General features: G+C 73.8%; 11 protein-coding genes. 8 read left to right on the top strand and 3 right to left on the bottom strand.

Translation table 11 applies throughout. The features are described 5' to 3' along the window. Positions 1-9 precede the first annotated feature (9 nt). Together OHB09_RS25480 and OHB09_RS25475 are read right to left on the bottom strand one after the other, a co-directional pair. The gene (locus OHB09_RS25480; RefSeq protein ID WP_191852032.1) at positions 10-654 is read right to left on the bottom strand and encodes a TetR/AcrR family transcriptional regulator; all 645 of its coding nucleotides are present in this window, start codon (positions 652-654) and stop codon (positions 10-12) included. Between the two features lie 218 nt (positions 655-872). After that, the gene (locus tag OHB09_RS25475; protein WP_328922582.1) at positions 873-1,460 is read right to left on the bottom strand and encodes a TetR family transcriptional regulator; all 588 of its coding nucleotides are present in this window, start codon (positions 1,458-1,460) and stop codon (positions 873-875) included. Positions 1,461-1,554: 94 nt separating this feature from the next. Between OHB09_RS25475 and OHB09_RS25470 the strand changes: the two genes are divergently transcribed. After that, complete coding sequence (locus tag OHB09_RS25470) at positions 1,555-2,241, top strand: SDR family oxidoreductase (protein WP_328922581.1); 687 nt, start codon at positions 1,555-1,557, stop codon at positions 2,239-2,241. Positions 2,242-2,280: 39 nt separating this feature from the next. On the opposite strand, the gene OHB09_RS25465 is transcribed toward OHB09_RS25470, so the two are convergent. Further along, positions 2,281-3,060 carry an SDR family oxidoreductase gene (locus OHB09_RS25465; protein ID WP_006142713.1) on the bottom strand — a complete coding sequence of 260 codons (780 nt, stop codon included), beginning with the start codon at positions 3,058-3,060 and terminating at the stop codon, positions 2,281-2,283. Positions 3,061-3,875: 815 nt separating this feature from the next. Here OHB09_RS25465 and OHB09_RS25460 point away from each other — a divergent pair. From OHB09_RS25460 to OHB09_RS25425, 7 genes are all read left to right on the top strand, one after another. Further along, positions 3,876-5,381: a sugar transferase gene (locus tag OHB09_RS25460; RefSeq protein WP_319116101.1), complete on the top strand. Its 1,506-nt coding sequence runs from the start codon at positions 3,876-3,878 to the stop codon at positions 5,379-5,381. A gap of 65 nt (positions 5,382-5,446) precedes the next feature. Then, positions 5,447-6,913 (top strand): nucleotide sugar dehydrogenase, encoded by a 1,467-nt coding sequence (locus OHB09_RS25450; RefSeq protein WP_407077351.1) that lies wholly within the window; start codon positions 5,447-5,449, stop codon positions 6,911-6,913. Continuing rightward, the gene (locus tag OHB09_RS25445) at positions 6,903-8,207 is read left to right on the top strand and encodes a glycosyltransferase family 4 protein (protein WP_093594209.1); all 1,305 of its coding nucleotides are present in this window, start codon (positions 6,903-6,905) and stop codon (positions 8,205-8,207) included. Before OHB09_RS25450 ends, OHB09_RS25445 begins: the two co-directional genes overlap by 11 nt. Beyond that, the gene (locus OHB09_RS25440) at positions 8,204-9,622 is read left to right on the top strand and encodes a Wzz/FepE/Etk N-terminal domain-containing protein (RefSeq protein ID WP_328922580.1); all 1,419 of its coding nucleotides are present in this window, start codon (positions 8,204-8,206) and stop codon (positions 9,620-9,622) included. The genes OHB09_RS25445 and OHB09_RS25440 overlap by 4 nt, the downstream gene beginning before the upstream one ends. Continuing rightward, a complete protein-coding gene (locus OHB09_RS25435) occupies positions 9,619-11,133 on the top strand; it encodes a Wzz/FepE/Etk N-terminal domain-containing protein (protein ID WP_234528786.1) in 1,515 nt (504 codons plus the stop codon). The genes OHB09_RS25440 and OHB09_RS25435 overlap by 4 nt, the downstream gene beginning before the upstream one ends. 3 nt (positions 11,134-11,136) lie before the next feature. Further along, a complete protein-coding gene (asnB, locus tag OHB09_RS25430) occupies positions 11,137-13,083 on the top strand; it encodes an asparagine synthase (glutamine-hydrolyzing) (protein WP_191852040.1) in 1,947 nt (648 codons plus the stop codon). Positions 13,084-13,148: 65 nt separating this feature from the next. Continuing rightward, positions 13,149-15,335: a bi-domain-containing oxidoreductase gene (locus OHB09_RS25425; protein WP_328918435.1), complete on the top strand. Its 2,187-nt coding sequence runs from the start codon at positions 13,149-13,151 to the stop codon at positions 15,333-15,335. Positions 15,336-15,344: the final 9 nt, after the last annotated feature.

The raw sequence follows: 15,344 nt of genomic DNA, 5'->3' as shown, positions 1-15,344 counted from the left end.
GCGCGCGGCTCAGCCGCCGTCGTCCGCCCGCACTCCCTTCGCCGCCTCCGTCACCACGGAGTGGGCCCGCTCTCCCGGCACCCCGGCGGCGATGAGGAGGGCGACGGTCGTGCGAGTGCCGTCGTCGGTCAGGGCGCCGGTATTGACCTGTTCGAGGAGGGCGACGGTCATCGCCTCCAGGCCGGCGCTGAGCACGTCGGGCGGAAGGTGGGCGTGGAAGACGCCCTCACGCTGTCCTCGGTCCAGGATGGCGGTGACCTCCTCGCGGGCGGGGGCGAGGACCTCGGCGACGCGTTCGGCGCCCAGGTCGTGCCGGGCCAGGGAGAGCAGCAGGCGGTAGCGGTCGCCGACGGCCCACATCGACAGGGTGAAGTGGGCCAGGGCGTGCTCGGCCGGTGCTTCGGGGCGGCGGGCGCCGTCCTCCATCGTGGCCCGCAGCGTCTCGGACGCCTCCTCGGCCAGGGCTTCGAGCAGTGCCGCCCGTCCGGGGAAGTGCCCGAAGAGGGTGCGGCGCACGACGCCGGCGGCGCGGGCCAGTTCCTCCAGCGTGACGTCCGGGTCGCGGCCCAGTTCCTGACGGGCGGTGGCCAGGATGCGCGCCCGGTTGGAGCGTGCGTTGCGCCGCTGCGGTTCGCGGGCGGCGGGCTTCGGCACGGCGGGACCTCGGGGCGGTGATCGGCGGCGGAGGACGCCCCATTCTGGCACGGGGCCCCGGTCCGGGCGGGGACGCGTCGGGCCCCGCCCGGGGCGGGGTGCACGGTGATCCCCGGCCGCGCCGCCCCGCGTCGTGAACGGCCGGACACGGCCGGACACGACCGAACGCGGGCGGGACGTGCGTGTGGCCTCGCGGCGGGTCTCGTACGGGCCTGCCGTCAGCCGCCGTCCGTCAGCGCGGTGCGCGCGGCGGCGAGGACGTCCTCGGAGAGCGGGTCGTCCCTCGTGGCGCGGGCCAGGACCAGCGCCCCGAGCATCGTGCACAACCGGACGAGACCGTCCTCCTCCTCGGTCGCGAGCACGTCGGCGAAGTCGCGCACGCCCTCGGCGTAGACGCGGTGGGCCCCGCGGCCCTCGTCCGTGCGGGCCATGTCGGTGGCGAGTCCGGCGACCGGGCAGCCCTCCGCCGCGTTGTCGCGGTGCCGCACGGAGAGGTACGCCTCGATCAGCTCCCGCTGAGCGGCCGGGGCCCGCCGCCCGGCCTCCCTCTCCCCCGGCTCCCGGGCGCCCCGTCCGCGGTCGAGCCCATAGGTACGGGCGAGCTCCTCGAAGGCGTGCGCGGTGGCCTCGTCGACCAGCGCCTCCTTCGAGTCGAACTGCTTGTAGAAGCCGCCGTGGGTCAGTCCGGCGGCCTTCATCAGGTCGGCGACGCTGACGTGGACGCCCTGCTCGCGGAAGAGCCGGGAGGCGGTCTCCACGACCCGTCGCCGGTTCTCCCGCGCCTGCGCCTGTGATACGCGACCCATCGGCCACCTCCCATTTGGATGTCGCTTGCCATCTATCCTAGACCTGTTTTAGATTATGGATGCAATCTAATTGCCCACAGCACAGGGAGCGGACATGAACCTCGACAACGCGGTCGCCGTGGTCACCGGAGCCAACCGGGGGCTGGGCAGGCACCTGGCCGCCCAGCTCGTGGAACGCGGGGCCAAGGTCTACGCGACAGCACGCCGGCCCGAGAGCGTGGACCTGCCGGGGGCCGTCCCGCTGCGCCTGGACCTCACCGACCAGGAGTCCGTGCGGGAGGCGGCACGCCTCGCCTCCGACGCGACCCTCCTGGTGAACAACGCGGGCATCCTCACCGGCGCGGCTCTGGTGGGCGGTGACCTCGACGCGGTGCACGAGGAGATGCGGATCAACTTCTTCGGCCCGCTCGCCGTGACCCGGGCCTTCGCCCCCGTCATCGAGGGCAACGGGGGCGGCGCCGTCCTCAACGTCCTGTCGGTACTGTCCTGGCTGCACCCCGCCCAGGTCGGCGCCTACTCGGCGGCCAAGGCGGCGGCGTGGGCGCTGACCGACGCCGTCCGCGAGGAACTCGCGCCCCGCGGCATCGGCGTCTCGGCGCTGCACGTGGGCTACATGGACACCGACATGGCCGACGCCATCCCCGCCGACCAGAAGATCGACCCGGCCGAGGTGGCCACCCAGGCCCTCGACGGCATCGAGCGGGGCCTCACCGAGATCCTCGCCGACGACGTCACCCGGCACGTCAAGCGGGGCCTGGCGGGGACGCCTGCGGCGGCCTGAGCGGGCAGACCCCACAACTCGGCTCAGGAACGGGGGCGTTCACACCCCCAGCCCGCTCCCTCCGCCGACGACGATGTTCTGCCCGGTGACGTAGGCGGCACCGTCGGACACGAGGAAGGCGACCGTCTCGGCGATCTCCCGGGCGGTGCCGAAGCGGCCGAACGGGACCCGGGTGGCGGTCGTCTCCTTGACCTCCGCGAGGAGCTCGGCGGGCAGTCCGGACTTCGTCCAGATCGGGGTGTCGACGGCCCCCGGGCTCACCGCGTTGACGCGGATCCGCCGGGGTGCCAGCTCCAGGGCCAGCGACGGGACCATCGCCAGCAGGGCGCCCCTGCTGCCCGCGGTCACGCTGCCGCCCGGGATGCCGCTGGTCACGCCGATGCCCACGGTGAAGACGACGGACGCCCCGTCGGCGAGCAGCGGCGCCGTCTTCTGCAGGGTGAAGAACTGGCCCTTGGCGTTGACCTCGAACACCTCGTCGAAGGTCTCCTCGTCGGCCTTCTCCAGGGGCGTCGGGCGGGTGATGCCGGCGTTGAGGAAGAGGGCGGTGAGCGAGCCGAAGCGGTCGCGGACCTCCTCGGCGACCCGGTCGGCGTCGGCCAGGGACCGCGCGTCCGCCCGCAGCACGACGACATCCTCGGGAAGCTCACGCCGGGCCGCGTCGAGCGTCTCGGGGTTCTGTCCCGTGACCATGACCCGATAGCCACGCGCGTGCAGCAGTTCGGCCGTCGCCCGGCCGATGCCGCTGGTCCCCCCGGTGATCAGGGCGGCGGGCGTGGGGGCGGGGGTGGAGGCCGGGGTGGAGGCGGATGTGGGCATGGCTGAACTCCGTTCGGTGCGGGGGCAGTCGGGATCGCGGCACCGGAGAGAACCGGGCCACCGCCGTCCACCCTGCCCCCGGGCCGCGCCCCGCGGCCAATAGAAGTTGCGCATCGGCCGGTGCGCGCGGCACATCGCCGCAGGTCAAGGGCGTGCGAGGGCAGTGGCGGTGGAGTGTGCGGCGGTTCCGGCGGGGCGGAGCGCCCAGTGCGAGGGGGCGCACGCCCGCGTGGGGGGCGGCGGACGGCCGGGCAGGCGCCGCCCGCGCGCGGACCCGCGCGCGACACCGGCGGCCGGAAGAGGCCTCCCGCCCGGCTCCGCGGTGAATGCCCGCAGTGACGCACGTTCAGCCGGAACCGGAGGGCGGCTGAATGCTGGCTCAAAGCCGTACACGAATTGCACACATCCCCTCTACATACCGGCCTCGATGGTCTAGATTGACCGTGCTTCAGCCGCTCGGGCGACAAGCGGGGGGAATGATCTTCGGGAAGAGATCAGGGGGATGATCAATTACCGGAGTTTCTCGTGTCGCACGGGTGTTCCACCTGCGTTCGGCCCGAGATGCGACGAGTGGTCGCGCACTTCGAGAAAGTGTCAGGGAAGACGAGTTCGCTGCCGCGAGGGTGGGTAGTCAAAGCAGCGCCGAAACACCGGGGATGTCGTGCTTGGGAGGCGGGGGCCTTCCAGGGGAGGAACGGCGCGGGGCGGGGGGCGGTGCCCCCCGTGAAGGGGAGGGACTGCGAGGGGCGGGGGCCCCTCGTGGTGAGCACAGTGGTGGGCGTGTCCGCCCACCACTGTTGACCTGGGGGGTTTCTGTGCGACAGGGGGAATTGGTCAGCCCTTTTCCGTCCACGTCCGGGCGTCTGCCGGACGGGCCGGACGGGGCCGGCAGGACGATCAGACCGTCCGAGAGTGACTGGGAACAGCGGTACCGCCGCACGGTGATCACCACCGATACTCTGGCGACCGCCCTGGTCGTCGGGGTGATCGGGGAGTTCTTCGGAGTCCGGGACGCGGCCAACTGGCACGAGAAGTGGGGGATTCTCGCCTTCGGCACCGAGTTACTCGTGCTGGGCGCTCTCGCGGTGAGTCGGGCCTGGGCGCCGGCCGTACTCGGCCAGGGGGCCGAGGAATTCCGGCGGCTCGGCCGCTCGCTGTTCATGGCGACGGTCGTCCTCGCACTCGGCGGTATCGCTCTCACTTCGCGCAACATCAAACTCTGGATATTCGTCGCGGTCCCCGCGATCGCGCTCGTCGTCATGATCGCCCGCTATGTGCTGCGCCTCCGGCTGCACCGGCAGCGCAAGGCGGGCCGGTGTCTGAGACCGGTGCTCGCCGCCGGGGATCCGGCCACCGTGCGCGATCTGATCACCCGGACCCGCAAGTTCCCGCATCTCGGCTGGCGGGTGGACGCGGTGTGCACGACGGACGGCCTGGGCCCCGGCACCGAGCACACCGACCACGTGGGCGGGGTGCCGGTCGTCGGCCGGCTGACGGACGTCGCGAACCACGTCCGCCGCGACGGCTACCGCGTCGTCGCCATCACGCCCGATCCGCACTGGTCCCCCGAGCGGCTGCAGCGGCTCGCCTGGAACCTCGAGGGCAGCGAGGCCGAGATGGTCGTCGCCCCGGTGCTGATGGAGGTGGCCGGCCCGCGACTGCACGTCGACGCGGTGCTCGGCATCCCGCTGCTGCGGGTCAGCATGCCGGCCTTCACCGGCGGCCGCCGGGTGGTCAAGGAGATCGTCGACCGGCTGGGCGCGGCCCTCCTGCTGCTGCTGTTCGCGCCGCTGATGGCGCTCGTGGCCCTGCTGGTGAGGGTGGACAGCAGGGGTGGGGCGTTCTACCGGCAGCGCCGGGTCGGCAAGGACGGCCGCGAGTTCACCATCCTCAAGTTCCGCACGATGGTCGACGGCGCCCACCGGGCACGCGCCACGTTGGCGGATCACAACGAGGGCGCGGGACTGCTGTTCAAGCTGCGCCGGGATCCGCGGGTGACCCGGGTGGGGGCGGTGCTGCGGCGCTACTCGATCGACGAGCTCCCGCAGTTGCTCAACGTACTCACCGGGTCGATGTCGCTGGTCGGTCCCCGGCCCCCGCTGCCGGAGGAGTCCGCGGCGTACGGGCCGGACATCCGGCGGCGGCTGCTGGTCAAGCCCGGGCTCACCGGCCTGTGGCAGATCAGCGGGCGCAGCGACCTGCCGTGGGAGGAGGCGGTGCGCCTGGACCTGCGGTACGTGGAGGACTGGTCGCTCGCCCTGGACACGGTGATCTTGTGGAAGACGCTGCGCGCGGTGCTCTACGGGCAGGGCGCGTACTGAGGCGGGGACGCCGTACCGGCGCGCGGCCGACGGGCGCCGGTACGGCCCGGGGGGAGAAACGGGTCATGGGAGCTGGGAGGGGGGAACGGGTCATGAGAGTCAGCGTGTTCGGGCTCGGTTACGTGGGCTGTGTCTCGGCCGCGTGCCTGGCCGGCATGGGGCACGAGGTCATCGGGGTGGACGTCAACCGGGTCAAGGTCGACCTGGTCAACGACGGCAAGGCGCCGGTGGTCGAGGAACGGATCGGTGAGCTGATCGCCGAGGTGGTGGCCGGCGGTGCGCTGCGCGCCACCGGCGACGTCCGCGAGGCGATCATGGGGAGCGAGGTGTCGCTGATCTGCGTGGGCACCCCTTCTGAGCCCAACGGCAGCCTGTGCACGACGTACTTGGAGCGGGTCACCGAGGAGATCGGCGCCGCGCTGGCCGAGAAGCAGGCCGCGCGGCAGGCCGGCGAGCGGTCCGGGGACACAGGAGCGGGGAACACCGGAGCGGGGAACACCGGAGCGGCGGGCGACACCGAAGCGGGCGGCGCCGGAGCGGGGGACGCCGGGCGGGGGGTCCGGCACACCGTCGTCTTCCGCAGCACCATGCTGCCGGGCACCTGCCTGAACCTGCTGGTGCCGCTGCTGGAGAAGCACGTCGGCGGGCTGGCCGGGGTGGACATCGGCGTCGCGGTCAACCCGGAGTTCCTGCGCGAGGGCACGAGCGTGCGGGACTTCTTCGACCCGCCGAAGACCGTCATCGGCGAGCTCGACCGGGCCAGCGGGGACACCGTGCTGGAGCTGTACGAGGACCTGCCCGGGGAGGTGTTCCGGGTGCCCGTCCCGACGGCCGAGGCGATCAAGTACGCGGACAACGCCTTCCACGGGCTGAAGATCGGCTTCGCCAACGAGCTGGGCGCGGTGTGCCGGGCACTGGGCGTGGACTCGCACCAGGTGATGGACGTGTTCCTGGCCGACCGCAAACTCAACATCAGCCCCGCCTACTTACGGCCCGGTTTCGCCTTCGGCGGCTCCTGCCTGCCCAAGGACCTGCGCAGTCTGGTCCACGCGGCGCAGCGGGCGGACGTGTCGGTGCCGATCCTCTCGCACGTCCTGCCCTCCAATTCCGCCCATCTGGAACGCGCGGTGGAGCTGGTGGAGCGCACCGGCAGCCGTCGGGTGGGCCTGTTCGGGCTGTCCTTCAAGCCCGGCACGGACGACCTCCGGGAGAGTCCGCTCGTCGAACTGGCGGAGCGGCTCTTCGGCAAGGGCTACGAGCTGCGCATCCATGACGCCAACGTGAGCCTTTCCCGGCTGCTCGGCGCCAACCGCGAGTACGTCGAGACGCGGCTGCCGCATCTCGCGCAGCTCCTCGCCGACTCCGTCGAGGAGGTCCTCGACCATGCCGAGGTGTGCCTCGTCGGGACCAGGGACCCCGCCGTGCTGGGGGCCCTGCCCCACGGCGGCACTCCCGCGATCATCGATCTCGTCCGCCTTCCCGACGCCGAGACGCGCCGGGCCGAACCGGGGTACGTGGGCCTTGCCTGGTGACACATCGTTCGACGACCGAGACGGCGGAGCGGTCGACCGGAGCAACGGCCGCTTCCCGTCGGGGAGTTCCGCAGGCCGGAAGGGCCGGCGCGCGCTGATCCTGGTGGAGAACCTCTCCGTGCCCTTCGACCGCCGGGTCTGGCAGGAGTGCACGACACTGCGCGACGCCGGCTGGGAGGTGCACGTCATCTGCCCCCGGGGCACCAAGCGGGACACCGAGGCGGAGACGGTGATCGAGGGGGTGCGCATCCACCGCTACCCCCTGCGCGCCGCCACCGGCGGGCCGGCCGGGTACCTGCGGGAGTACGGCTCGGCGCTGTGGCACACGGCCCGGCTGGCCCGGAAGGTCGGCCCGGTGCATGTGGTGCACGCCTGCAACCCGCCCGACCTGCTGTTCCTGCCCGCGCTGCGGCTGAAGCGGCGCGGGGCGCGGTTCGTCTTCGACCAGCACGACCTGGTGCCCGAGCTGTACCTGTCCCGGTTCGGCCGCGGCAAGGACGTGCTCTACCGCGCGGTGTGCGCGCTGGAGCGGATGACCTACCGGGCCGCGGACGTGGTCCTCGCCACCAACGAGAGCTACAAGGAGGTCGCGGTGCGCCGCGGCGGCCGGCGGCCCGAGGACGTGTTCGTGGTGCGCAGCGCACCGGGGACCGACCGGTTCCGGCCGGTGCCGCCCGAGCCGGAACTGAAGCGCGGCAAGCCCCATCTGCTGTGCTACCTCGGCGTCATGGGCCCGCAGGACGGCGTCGACTACGCCCTGCGGGCGCTGGCGAAGCTCCGCGAGGAGCAGGGGCGCACCGACTGGCACGCGGTGTTCGTCGGTTCCGGCGACGCCTTCGACGCGATGGTGGAGCTGTCCCGCGAACTCGGGCTGGAGGACCAGGTGGAGTTCACCGGGCGCATCCCGGACGACGACCTGGTGCGCCGGCTGTCCACGGCGGACGTGTGCCTCTCCCCCGACCCGCGCAATCCGCTCAACGACGTGTCGACGATGAACAAGGTCCTGGAGTACATGGCGATGGGCCGGCCGATCGTCTCCTTCGATCTGAAGGAGGCGCGGGTCTCCGCCGGGGACGCCGCCGTCTACGCGCCCGCCGACGACGAGTCCGCGTTCGCCAAGCTCGTCGCGATGCTGCTGGACGATCCCGGAAGACGGGCCCGGATGGGCGAGATCGGCCGGGAACGGATCGAGGGGCGGCTGTCCTGGCGCAACTCGCAGGCCGCGCTGCTCGCCGCCTACGCCGCGGCCTGCGGCGACGGCCCCCCGCGCACGGGGCGGAGGCGGCGGCGTTGAGCGAGGACACCATCCGGCTGGTCACTCTCGGACGCATCCTGCGCCGGCGACGGCGGCTGCTCGCCCTCCTCGTCGTGCTGGGCGCACTCGCCGGCTACGGCACCTCGCTGCTGTTCCCGCCCCGCTACACCGCGTCGGCGTCGGTGCTGCTGCCGGGGCAGTGGGAGGAGCGCGGACTGCTGACCCAGGCGGAGATCGCGAGCAGTTCCACCGTGGTCGACCGCGCGGCCGCCTCGCTGCGCTGGACCGACGTGAGCCGTGCCGAGCTGCGGGACCGAGTGCGTGCGAAGGTCACCGACGGCAACGTCATCAGGATCTCGGGCACGGCGGACACCCCGGCGCGCGCCCAGCGGCTCTCCGACCAGGTGGCGCAGCAGTTCGTCGCGTTCGCGGGGCGGATCGCGGGCGACTCCTCCGACACCGACGAGGTGTCGGGACCGCAGGCGCTGCGGCAGCAGGTGACGACGACCAACCGCCGGATCAGCGAGCTGGCCGAGGCGGCCGATCCCGGGCGGACCGTGGAGAGCGTGCAGGCGCGCACCGAGCTGGAGCAGTTGCGGATCGCGCTGCAGGAGGCCATGAAGAAGCTGGACGAGGCCGATCCCGCGAGCAACAGGACGGGCATGGTCGTGATGGGGCCGGCGCCCCGGCCGGCCGGAGAGGTCCCGCCGACGCGGATCCAGCTGGTCGCCGCAGGCGCGGTGCTGTTCCTGCTGCTCGGGATCGTCGGCCACCTCGTCGCCGCCCGGGCCGACCGCCGCCCGCGCACCGGACCGGAGATCGCCGCGGCGCTCGGCACGGTGCCGCTCGGCACCGTCGACGTGCCCACCGGGCGGCACGGCCCGAAGCGCCGCGGCGCGCGGGCCCGGCTGCGCCGGCTGCTGGGCACCGACACCCGCTGGGACGTGCCGGTGCCGCGCACGACGGCGGACGGGGCCGGGCTGCGGCTGCGCTACCGGCGGGTGTACACGCGGCTGCGGGACCGGCTGCCGGCGCCCGGAGGGGTCCTGGTCCTCGTGCCCGAGGGGGATGCGAGTGCCCGTCACGCGGCCGGGCGGCTCGCCGCCGAGGCCGGGAGCGCTCCTTCGCCGGGCTCGGCGAACGGCCGGCACCCGCTGCTGCGGGTGGTGGGGGTGCCGGTGGCCCGGCCGCTCGTGCCGGACCGCGGTGACGAGGCCGGCGCGCTGGTCGTGCTCGGCGCGGGCAACTGGACCGAGGAGGAACTCGCCGGCCTCGCCGGGGCGTGCGCGGACGCCGGGCACGAGGTCGTGGGCGTCGTCCTGGCCGGCCCGGTCCGGCTGCGCGGGAAACGGTCGGCGGGGCACCGGGACGCCACCGCCGGGGACGAGGCCGTGCCGGACACCGCCGCCCCGGCGCTCGCCGCGCGCGGCCGTACGACGGGGGGCGGCGCATGACGACGCACCAGGCGGGGGAAGCCTCGGCCGACGCTCCGCTGATCGACCTGCAGTCGCTGCTCGCGGCGGTCCGCAGACGGCGCCGCCTGTGGGGTGCGCTGGCACTGCTGGGCCTGCTGGTCGGCGCGGCCGTGGCGGTCCTGCTGCCCCCGGCGCCGACCGCGACGACCACGGTGCTGGTCACGCACGAGGACGACCAGCCCAATGACACCGGCACGCTGATCCGCACCGACGTCGAACTGCTGGGCACCACCCGGATCGCCGGGGCGGCGCTGCGGGCCCTCGGCTCCTCCCAGAAGCCCGGGGACTTCCTGCGGGACTACCGGGGCACCGGGCTCACCAACAACCTGCTGCGGATCGAGGTGACCGGGGACAGCGACGCGGAGGCGGTGGACCGGGCCGGGGCGCTGGCGAACGCCTTCGTCGCCGACCACGTGCGGCGGATGCGGCGGAGCGCCGACGCCGAGGCACAGGCGCTGCTGGACCAGCGCGACCGGATGCGGAAGGAACTCGCCCAGGTCAACAAGGCGATCGGCGACGAGTCGCCGGAGCAGGACCCGAAGGCCTCCGCGAGCGTCGAGTCGCTCTTCGCCCGCCGGGCCGAACTCAACTCGCGCATCGCCGACTTCGACGAGCGGGCGGCGGAGGCCCGCACCGGCGAGCCCGAGGTGCTGGCCGGCACGCAGATCGTGGACGACGCCCGCGTGGTGCCGCGTTCGCTGCCCCGGGCGCTCGCCACCGACGCGGCGATCGGGCTGGTCCTCGGGCTGGTGCTGGGGCTCGCGGTGGCGGCGGTCGGCGCGGTGGTGGGTGACCGTCCGGTGCTGCGCCGGGAGATCGCGGCGCACCTGGGCACCTCGGTCCTCGCCGAACTGCGCCCCGGCGGCCGCCGCGCCCGCGCGGCCCGGGCCCGGCTCACCACGACCCTGGCACGCACGGTGCGCGGAACCGATGAGGCAGCCGCCGCGGACGCGCCCGTCGCCCTGCTCGAACTGGGCTGCGCCCGCACCGCGGCCCTCCTCGCCCGGGACCTCGCGTCGGCACTGGAGACGGAGGGCGGCCCGGTGCTCCTCGTCGACGGCCTGCCCGGCCAGGAGGCCGTGCGGAGCGGGCGGCGGGGCGGCCCGAAGGCGGTCGCCCTGTCCGAGGCCCCCGCGGACGAGGGGACGTCCGCCGGGCGGCGGATCGGGCTCGGGTCCGTCCGGCCCGGCACCGCCTGGTCCGATCTGCCGCATCTCGGCGGGCGGGCCGTCCTCGTGGTGCGGGCCGGGCACGGGAGTGCCGCCTGGCTGCACACGGTGGCACGGCGGCTCGCCGAGCAGCGCGTCGAGGTGCTCGGGGCCGTGCTCGTCGACCCCGATCCCCGCGACCGCACCGACGGCACGCTGTGGGAGGGCGGGCGCGGGGAGTGGCCGGGGCGGCGGAACGGGGTGGCGGCCCGGCCGCGCGCGGAGCGGCCGTCGATGCCGGTGCCGAGGGTTCCGGGTGGCAGCGATCAGGAGGTGCGCTAGCACATGTGTGGCATCGCGGGCACCTACCGGTGGCCGGACGGCAAGGCCGTGACCGACCGGCTCACCGCCGTCCTCGCCCATCGCGGCCCGGACGCGGCGGGCCGCTACGGCCACCCCGCCGGCGACGGCGAGGTGCAGCTCGGGCATCGCCGGCTGTCCATCATCGACCTGTCGGAGACCGGCGCCCAGCCGATGGTCTCCGGCGGCCTCGCCCTCACCTACAACGGCGAGCTGTACAACGCGCCCGAGTTGCGGGCCGAGCTGGAGGCCGCCGGGGTGCGCTTCCGGGGCACCTCCGACACCGAGGTGCTGCTGGAGGCGTGGCGACGCTGGGGCACCGACTGCCTGCCCCGGCTGCGCGGCATGTTCGCCTTCGCCGTCTTCGACGAGCGGACCGGTGAACTGACCCTGGCACGGGACCAGTTGGGCATCAAGCCGCTGTTCCTGCTGCGGCGCGGCGGGGGCCTGGTCTTCTCCTCCGAGCTGAAGGCGCTGGCCGCCGTGACGGGCGGGAAGCTGGAGGTGGACCACGGGGCGCTGGTGGCCTCCCTGCTCTACTACTGGGTGCCTGACTCGCGGTGCGCGTACCGCGAGGCGGAGAAGCTGCCGCCGGGGACGTGGCTGCGGCTGCGGCCCGACGGCCGGGAGGAGCGCGGCCGGTACTGGAGCCTCAAGGAGGTCGCGGCCGAGGGCCGGGAGCGGGCCCTCGCGGGCGAGGTGCCGGACCTGGCCGCCGTCGTCGAGGAGTCGACCCGGCGCCATCTGATGTCCGACGTACCCGTGGCGACGTTCCTCTCCGGCGGTCTCGACTCCAGCTATCTCACCGCGCTGGCGGCCCGGGACCGGCCCGGGATCTCCGCCTACACGATCGGGTTCCGCGCCGAGGACGCCCGCTTCGAGGCGATGCCGGACGACCTGAGGTACGCCCGTCAGGTGGCCGCGCGGTTCGGCGTCGACCTGCACGAGATCGAGATCGCGCCCGACGTGCTCGACCTGCTGCCGCGGATGACGTACCACCTGGACGAGCCGATCGGCGACCCCGCCGCGATCAACACGTATCTGATCTGCTCGGCCGCCCGGGAGGCCGGGGTCAAGGTGATGCTCTCGGGGATGGGCGCCGACGAGTTGTTCGCCGGGTACCGCAAGCACCTCGCCAACGTGCTGGCGCTGCGCTACCAGCGGGTGCCGCGCCCGCTGCGGCGCGGGTTGTCCGCGGCCGTGGACCGGCTGCCGGTGGCCTCCGCCCGCCGGGGCTACCGGTCGGTGCGGTTCGCGAAGCGGTTCCTGTCCTTCGCGGATCTGCCCGAGGAGACCGCGTTCCGGCGCAGCTACACCATGTACGACCGCGAGGAGCTGCTCGCCCTGCTCCATCCGGACCTGGCGGGGACGGTGGACGACGTGCTGACCGAGCACGCGGACGTCTACGAGGACAACGACCTCGACGACTTCGTCAACCGCATGTGCCTGGGCGACGCCCGGATGTTCCTGCCGGGCCTCAACCTCGCCTACACGGACCGTTCCAGCATGGCCGCCTCCACCGAGGTGCGGGTGCCGTACGTGGACGTCGAGGTGGTGCGGGCGGCCTTCGCGCTGCCGGGCGACCGCAAGATCGCCGGCCGGCAGGGCAAGGCCGTGCTGAAGGAGGCGGCCGCCTCCGTGCTGCCCCGGGAGATCGTGTACCGGCCCAAGGGCCTGTTCAGCGCCCCGCTGCGGGCCTGGATGAGCCGGGACCTGGCGCCGCTGGTGCGGGAGGTGGTGCAGGACGGCGAACTGGTGCGTGCGGGGCTGCTGCGGCGGGAGGCGCTGCGGCGGATGGTCGCCGAGGACGCCGCCGGACAGCGGGACTTCTCCAAGCACCTGTGGCACGTGCTGACCCTGGAGTACTGGTACCGCGGCGCGGCCTCCGGGTCCGGGGCGCCACCCGGCCCGCCCCCGTCTGTGACGGCGTAGCCCTCCCCCGGCGAAGAGACGGCGGAGCAACGAAGAGGACTGAAGAGGACTGAAGAGGACTTTCGGTGAAACAGGTCGTACAGAACTACAAGAGCGGTGAGCTGACGCTCCTCGACGTGCCGGTGCCGGGCTGCAAGCCGGGCGGGGTGCTGGTCCGCACGCTCTACTCGCTGATCTCCACCGGGACCGAGCTGATGAAGGTCTCCGAGGCCGGGATGTCGATGCTCGGCAAGGCCCGCTCCCGCCCGGACCAGGTCGCCAAGGTCGTGCAGAGCGTGGCCGTCAACGGCGTGCCCGCGACCTACCGCAAGGTGATGGGCAAGCTGGACTCGTACACGCCGCTGGGCTACTCGCTGTGCGGGGTGGTCGAGGAGGTCGGTGCCGGGATCGACGACGTGAAGGTCGGCGACCTGGTGGCCTGCGCGGGCAACGAGCACGCGCTGCACGCCGAGGTCAACTGGGTCCCCAAGAACCTGTACGCCCCGGTGCCGGACGGCCTCGCCCCCCGGCACGCCGCCTTCGGCACGGTCGGGTCGATCGCGCTGCAGGGCGTGCGCCAGGGCGAGTCCCGGCTCGGGGAGGTGGCCCTGGTCGTCGGACTGGGGCTGATCGGGCAGTTGGTGGCACAGCTCCTGACCGCCTCGGGCGTGCGGGTCATCGGCGCCGACCCCGATCCGGCGCGCTGCGAGCTGGCCGAGCGGCTGGGCGCGGCGGCCTGCGGCGACCCCTCCTCCCCGGCCGTCGAGAACGCCGTCGCGGAACTGACCGACGGCCACGGCGTGGACCAGGTGTATCTGGCCGCCGGCGGTGGCAGCAACCAGCCGGTGGAGCTGGCCGCCCGGCTGAGCCGGGACCGCGGCCGGGTGGTCGACATCGGCAAGTGCCGCCTGGACCTGCCGTGGAACGCGTACTACGAGAAGGAGCTCGACGTCCGCTTCTCCCGCAGCTACGGGCCCGGGCGCTACGACCCGGAGTACGAGCTGGAGGGCCGGGACTACCCGATCGGCCATGTGCGCTGGACCGAGCGCCGCAACCTGGCCTGCTTCCTGGACCTGGTCGCCCGCGGCCGGGTCGACGTGGAGCCGCTCGTCTCCCACGTCGCCGAGTTCGAGGACGCCGTGGAGGCCTACCGGCGTCTGGAGGAGGGCGAACTCAAGGCGGTGGCGGTGCTGTTCCGCTATCCGGCCCACACGGCGGAGACGGTGCCGCCGGAGGTGGGCGTGCCCGCCGTGCGGCGCGCGGCGGCGGCGCCCGCCCCGGTCCGGGCCGCCGGGAGGCCGGTGCGGCTCGCGTTCCTCGGCGCCGGGAACTACGCGACGTCGATGCTGCTGCCGCACCTGGCCGGCCGCGAGGGCGTCGAGCTGTCCGCGGTCGTCACCACGACGGCCCTGTCCGCCGCCAACGCACAGCGCAAGTTCGGCTTCGCCGAGGCCACCACCGACCTCGACGCCGTCCTCGGGGACGCGTCCGTGGACGCGGTGTTCGTGGTCACCCGGCACAGTTCGCACGCCGAGCTGACCCGGAAGGCACTGCTGGCGGGCAAGGCGGTGTTCGTGGAGAAGCCGCTCGCGCTCACCGAGGAGGAACTGGCCGGGGTGCTGGCGGCGGTGGAGGAGTCCGGCAACGACCGCCTCCAGGTGGGCTTCAACCGCCGCTTCGCGCCGCTGCTCGTGGAGGCCGGGAAGCGGTTCGGGCCGCGCAGCGGCCCGGCGAGCCTGCGCTGTCTGATCAACGCGGGCCGGCTGGACCCGGGGAGCTGGTACCTGCGGCAGAGCACCGAGGGTTCGCGGTTCGCCGGGGAGGGCGGGCACTTCATCGACACGGCGAGCCGGCTCCTCGGGGCCGACCCGGTCTCGGTGTACGCGAGGGCCACCCCAGGCAACGAGGACCTGCAGGTCGTCCTCGGCTACCCGGACGGGTCCACGGCCACGCTCAGCTATGTCACGAGCGGTCCGAGCGGTTTCCCCAAGGAGACCCTGGACCTGGTCGCGGACGGCAGGGCGCTGCGCCTCGACGACTTCGTGCGTGCCTCGGTCTACGACGGCCGCCGCCGCACCTGGGTGTCCTCGCGGCTGCCCAAGGCCCGGGACAAGGGGCAGGAGGCCGAACTGGCGGCGTTCGTGCGGGCGGTGCGGACCGGCGGCCCGATGCCGGTGCCGCTGGAATCGCAGGCCACCACCACGGCGGCCACGCTCGCCGTCGCGGCGAGCCTCGCGGCCGGCGCCCCGGTGACGCTGACGGGGGCGCGGTGACCGCGCCGC

It is taken from the genome of Streptomyces griseoaurantiacus (genome assembly GCF_036189845.1).
GTDB lineage: Bacteria > Actinomycetota > Actinomycetes > Streptomycetales > Streptomycetaceae > Streptomyces > Streptomyces griseoaurantiacus.
The sequence above is the reverse complement of the archived record's forward strand: the minus strand, read 5'-3'. Positions and strand labels throughout refer to the sequence as shown.

Coding starts and splice junctions, on each gene's coding strand:
- OHB09_RS25475 (WP_328922582.1), bottom strand. CDS start 1,460: ATGGGTCGCGTATCACAGGCGCAGGCGCGGGAGAACCGGCGACGGGTC.
- OHB09_RS25470 (WP_328922581.1), top strand. CDS start 1,555: ATGAACCTCGACAACGCGGTCGCCGTGGTCACCGGAGCCAACCGGGGG.
- OHB09_RS25465 (WP_006142713.1), bottom strand. CDS start 3,060: ATGCCCACATCCGCCTCCACCCCGGCCTCCACCCCCGCCCCCACGCCC.
- OHB09_RS25450 (WP_407077351.1), top strand. CDS start 5,447: ATGGGAGCTGGGAGGGGGGAACGGGTCATGAGAGTCAGCGTGTTCGGG.
- OHB09_RS25435 (WP_234528786.1), top strand. CDS start 9,619: ATGACGACGCACCAGGCGGGGGAAGCCTCGGCCGACGCTCCGCTGATC.
- asnB (WP_191852040.1), top strand. CDS start 11,137: ATGTGTGGCATCGCGGGCACCTACCGGTGGCCGGACGGCAAGGCCGTG.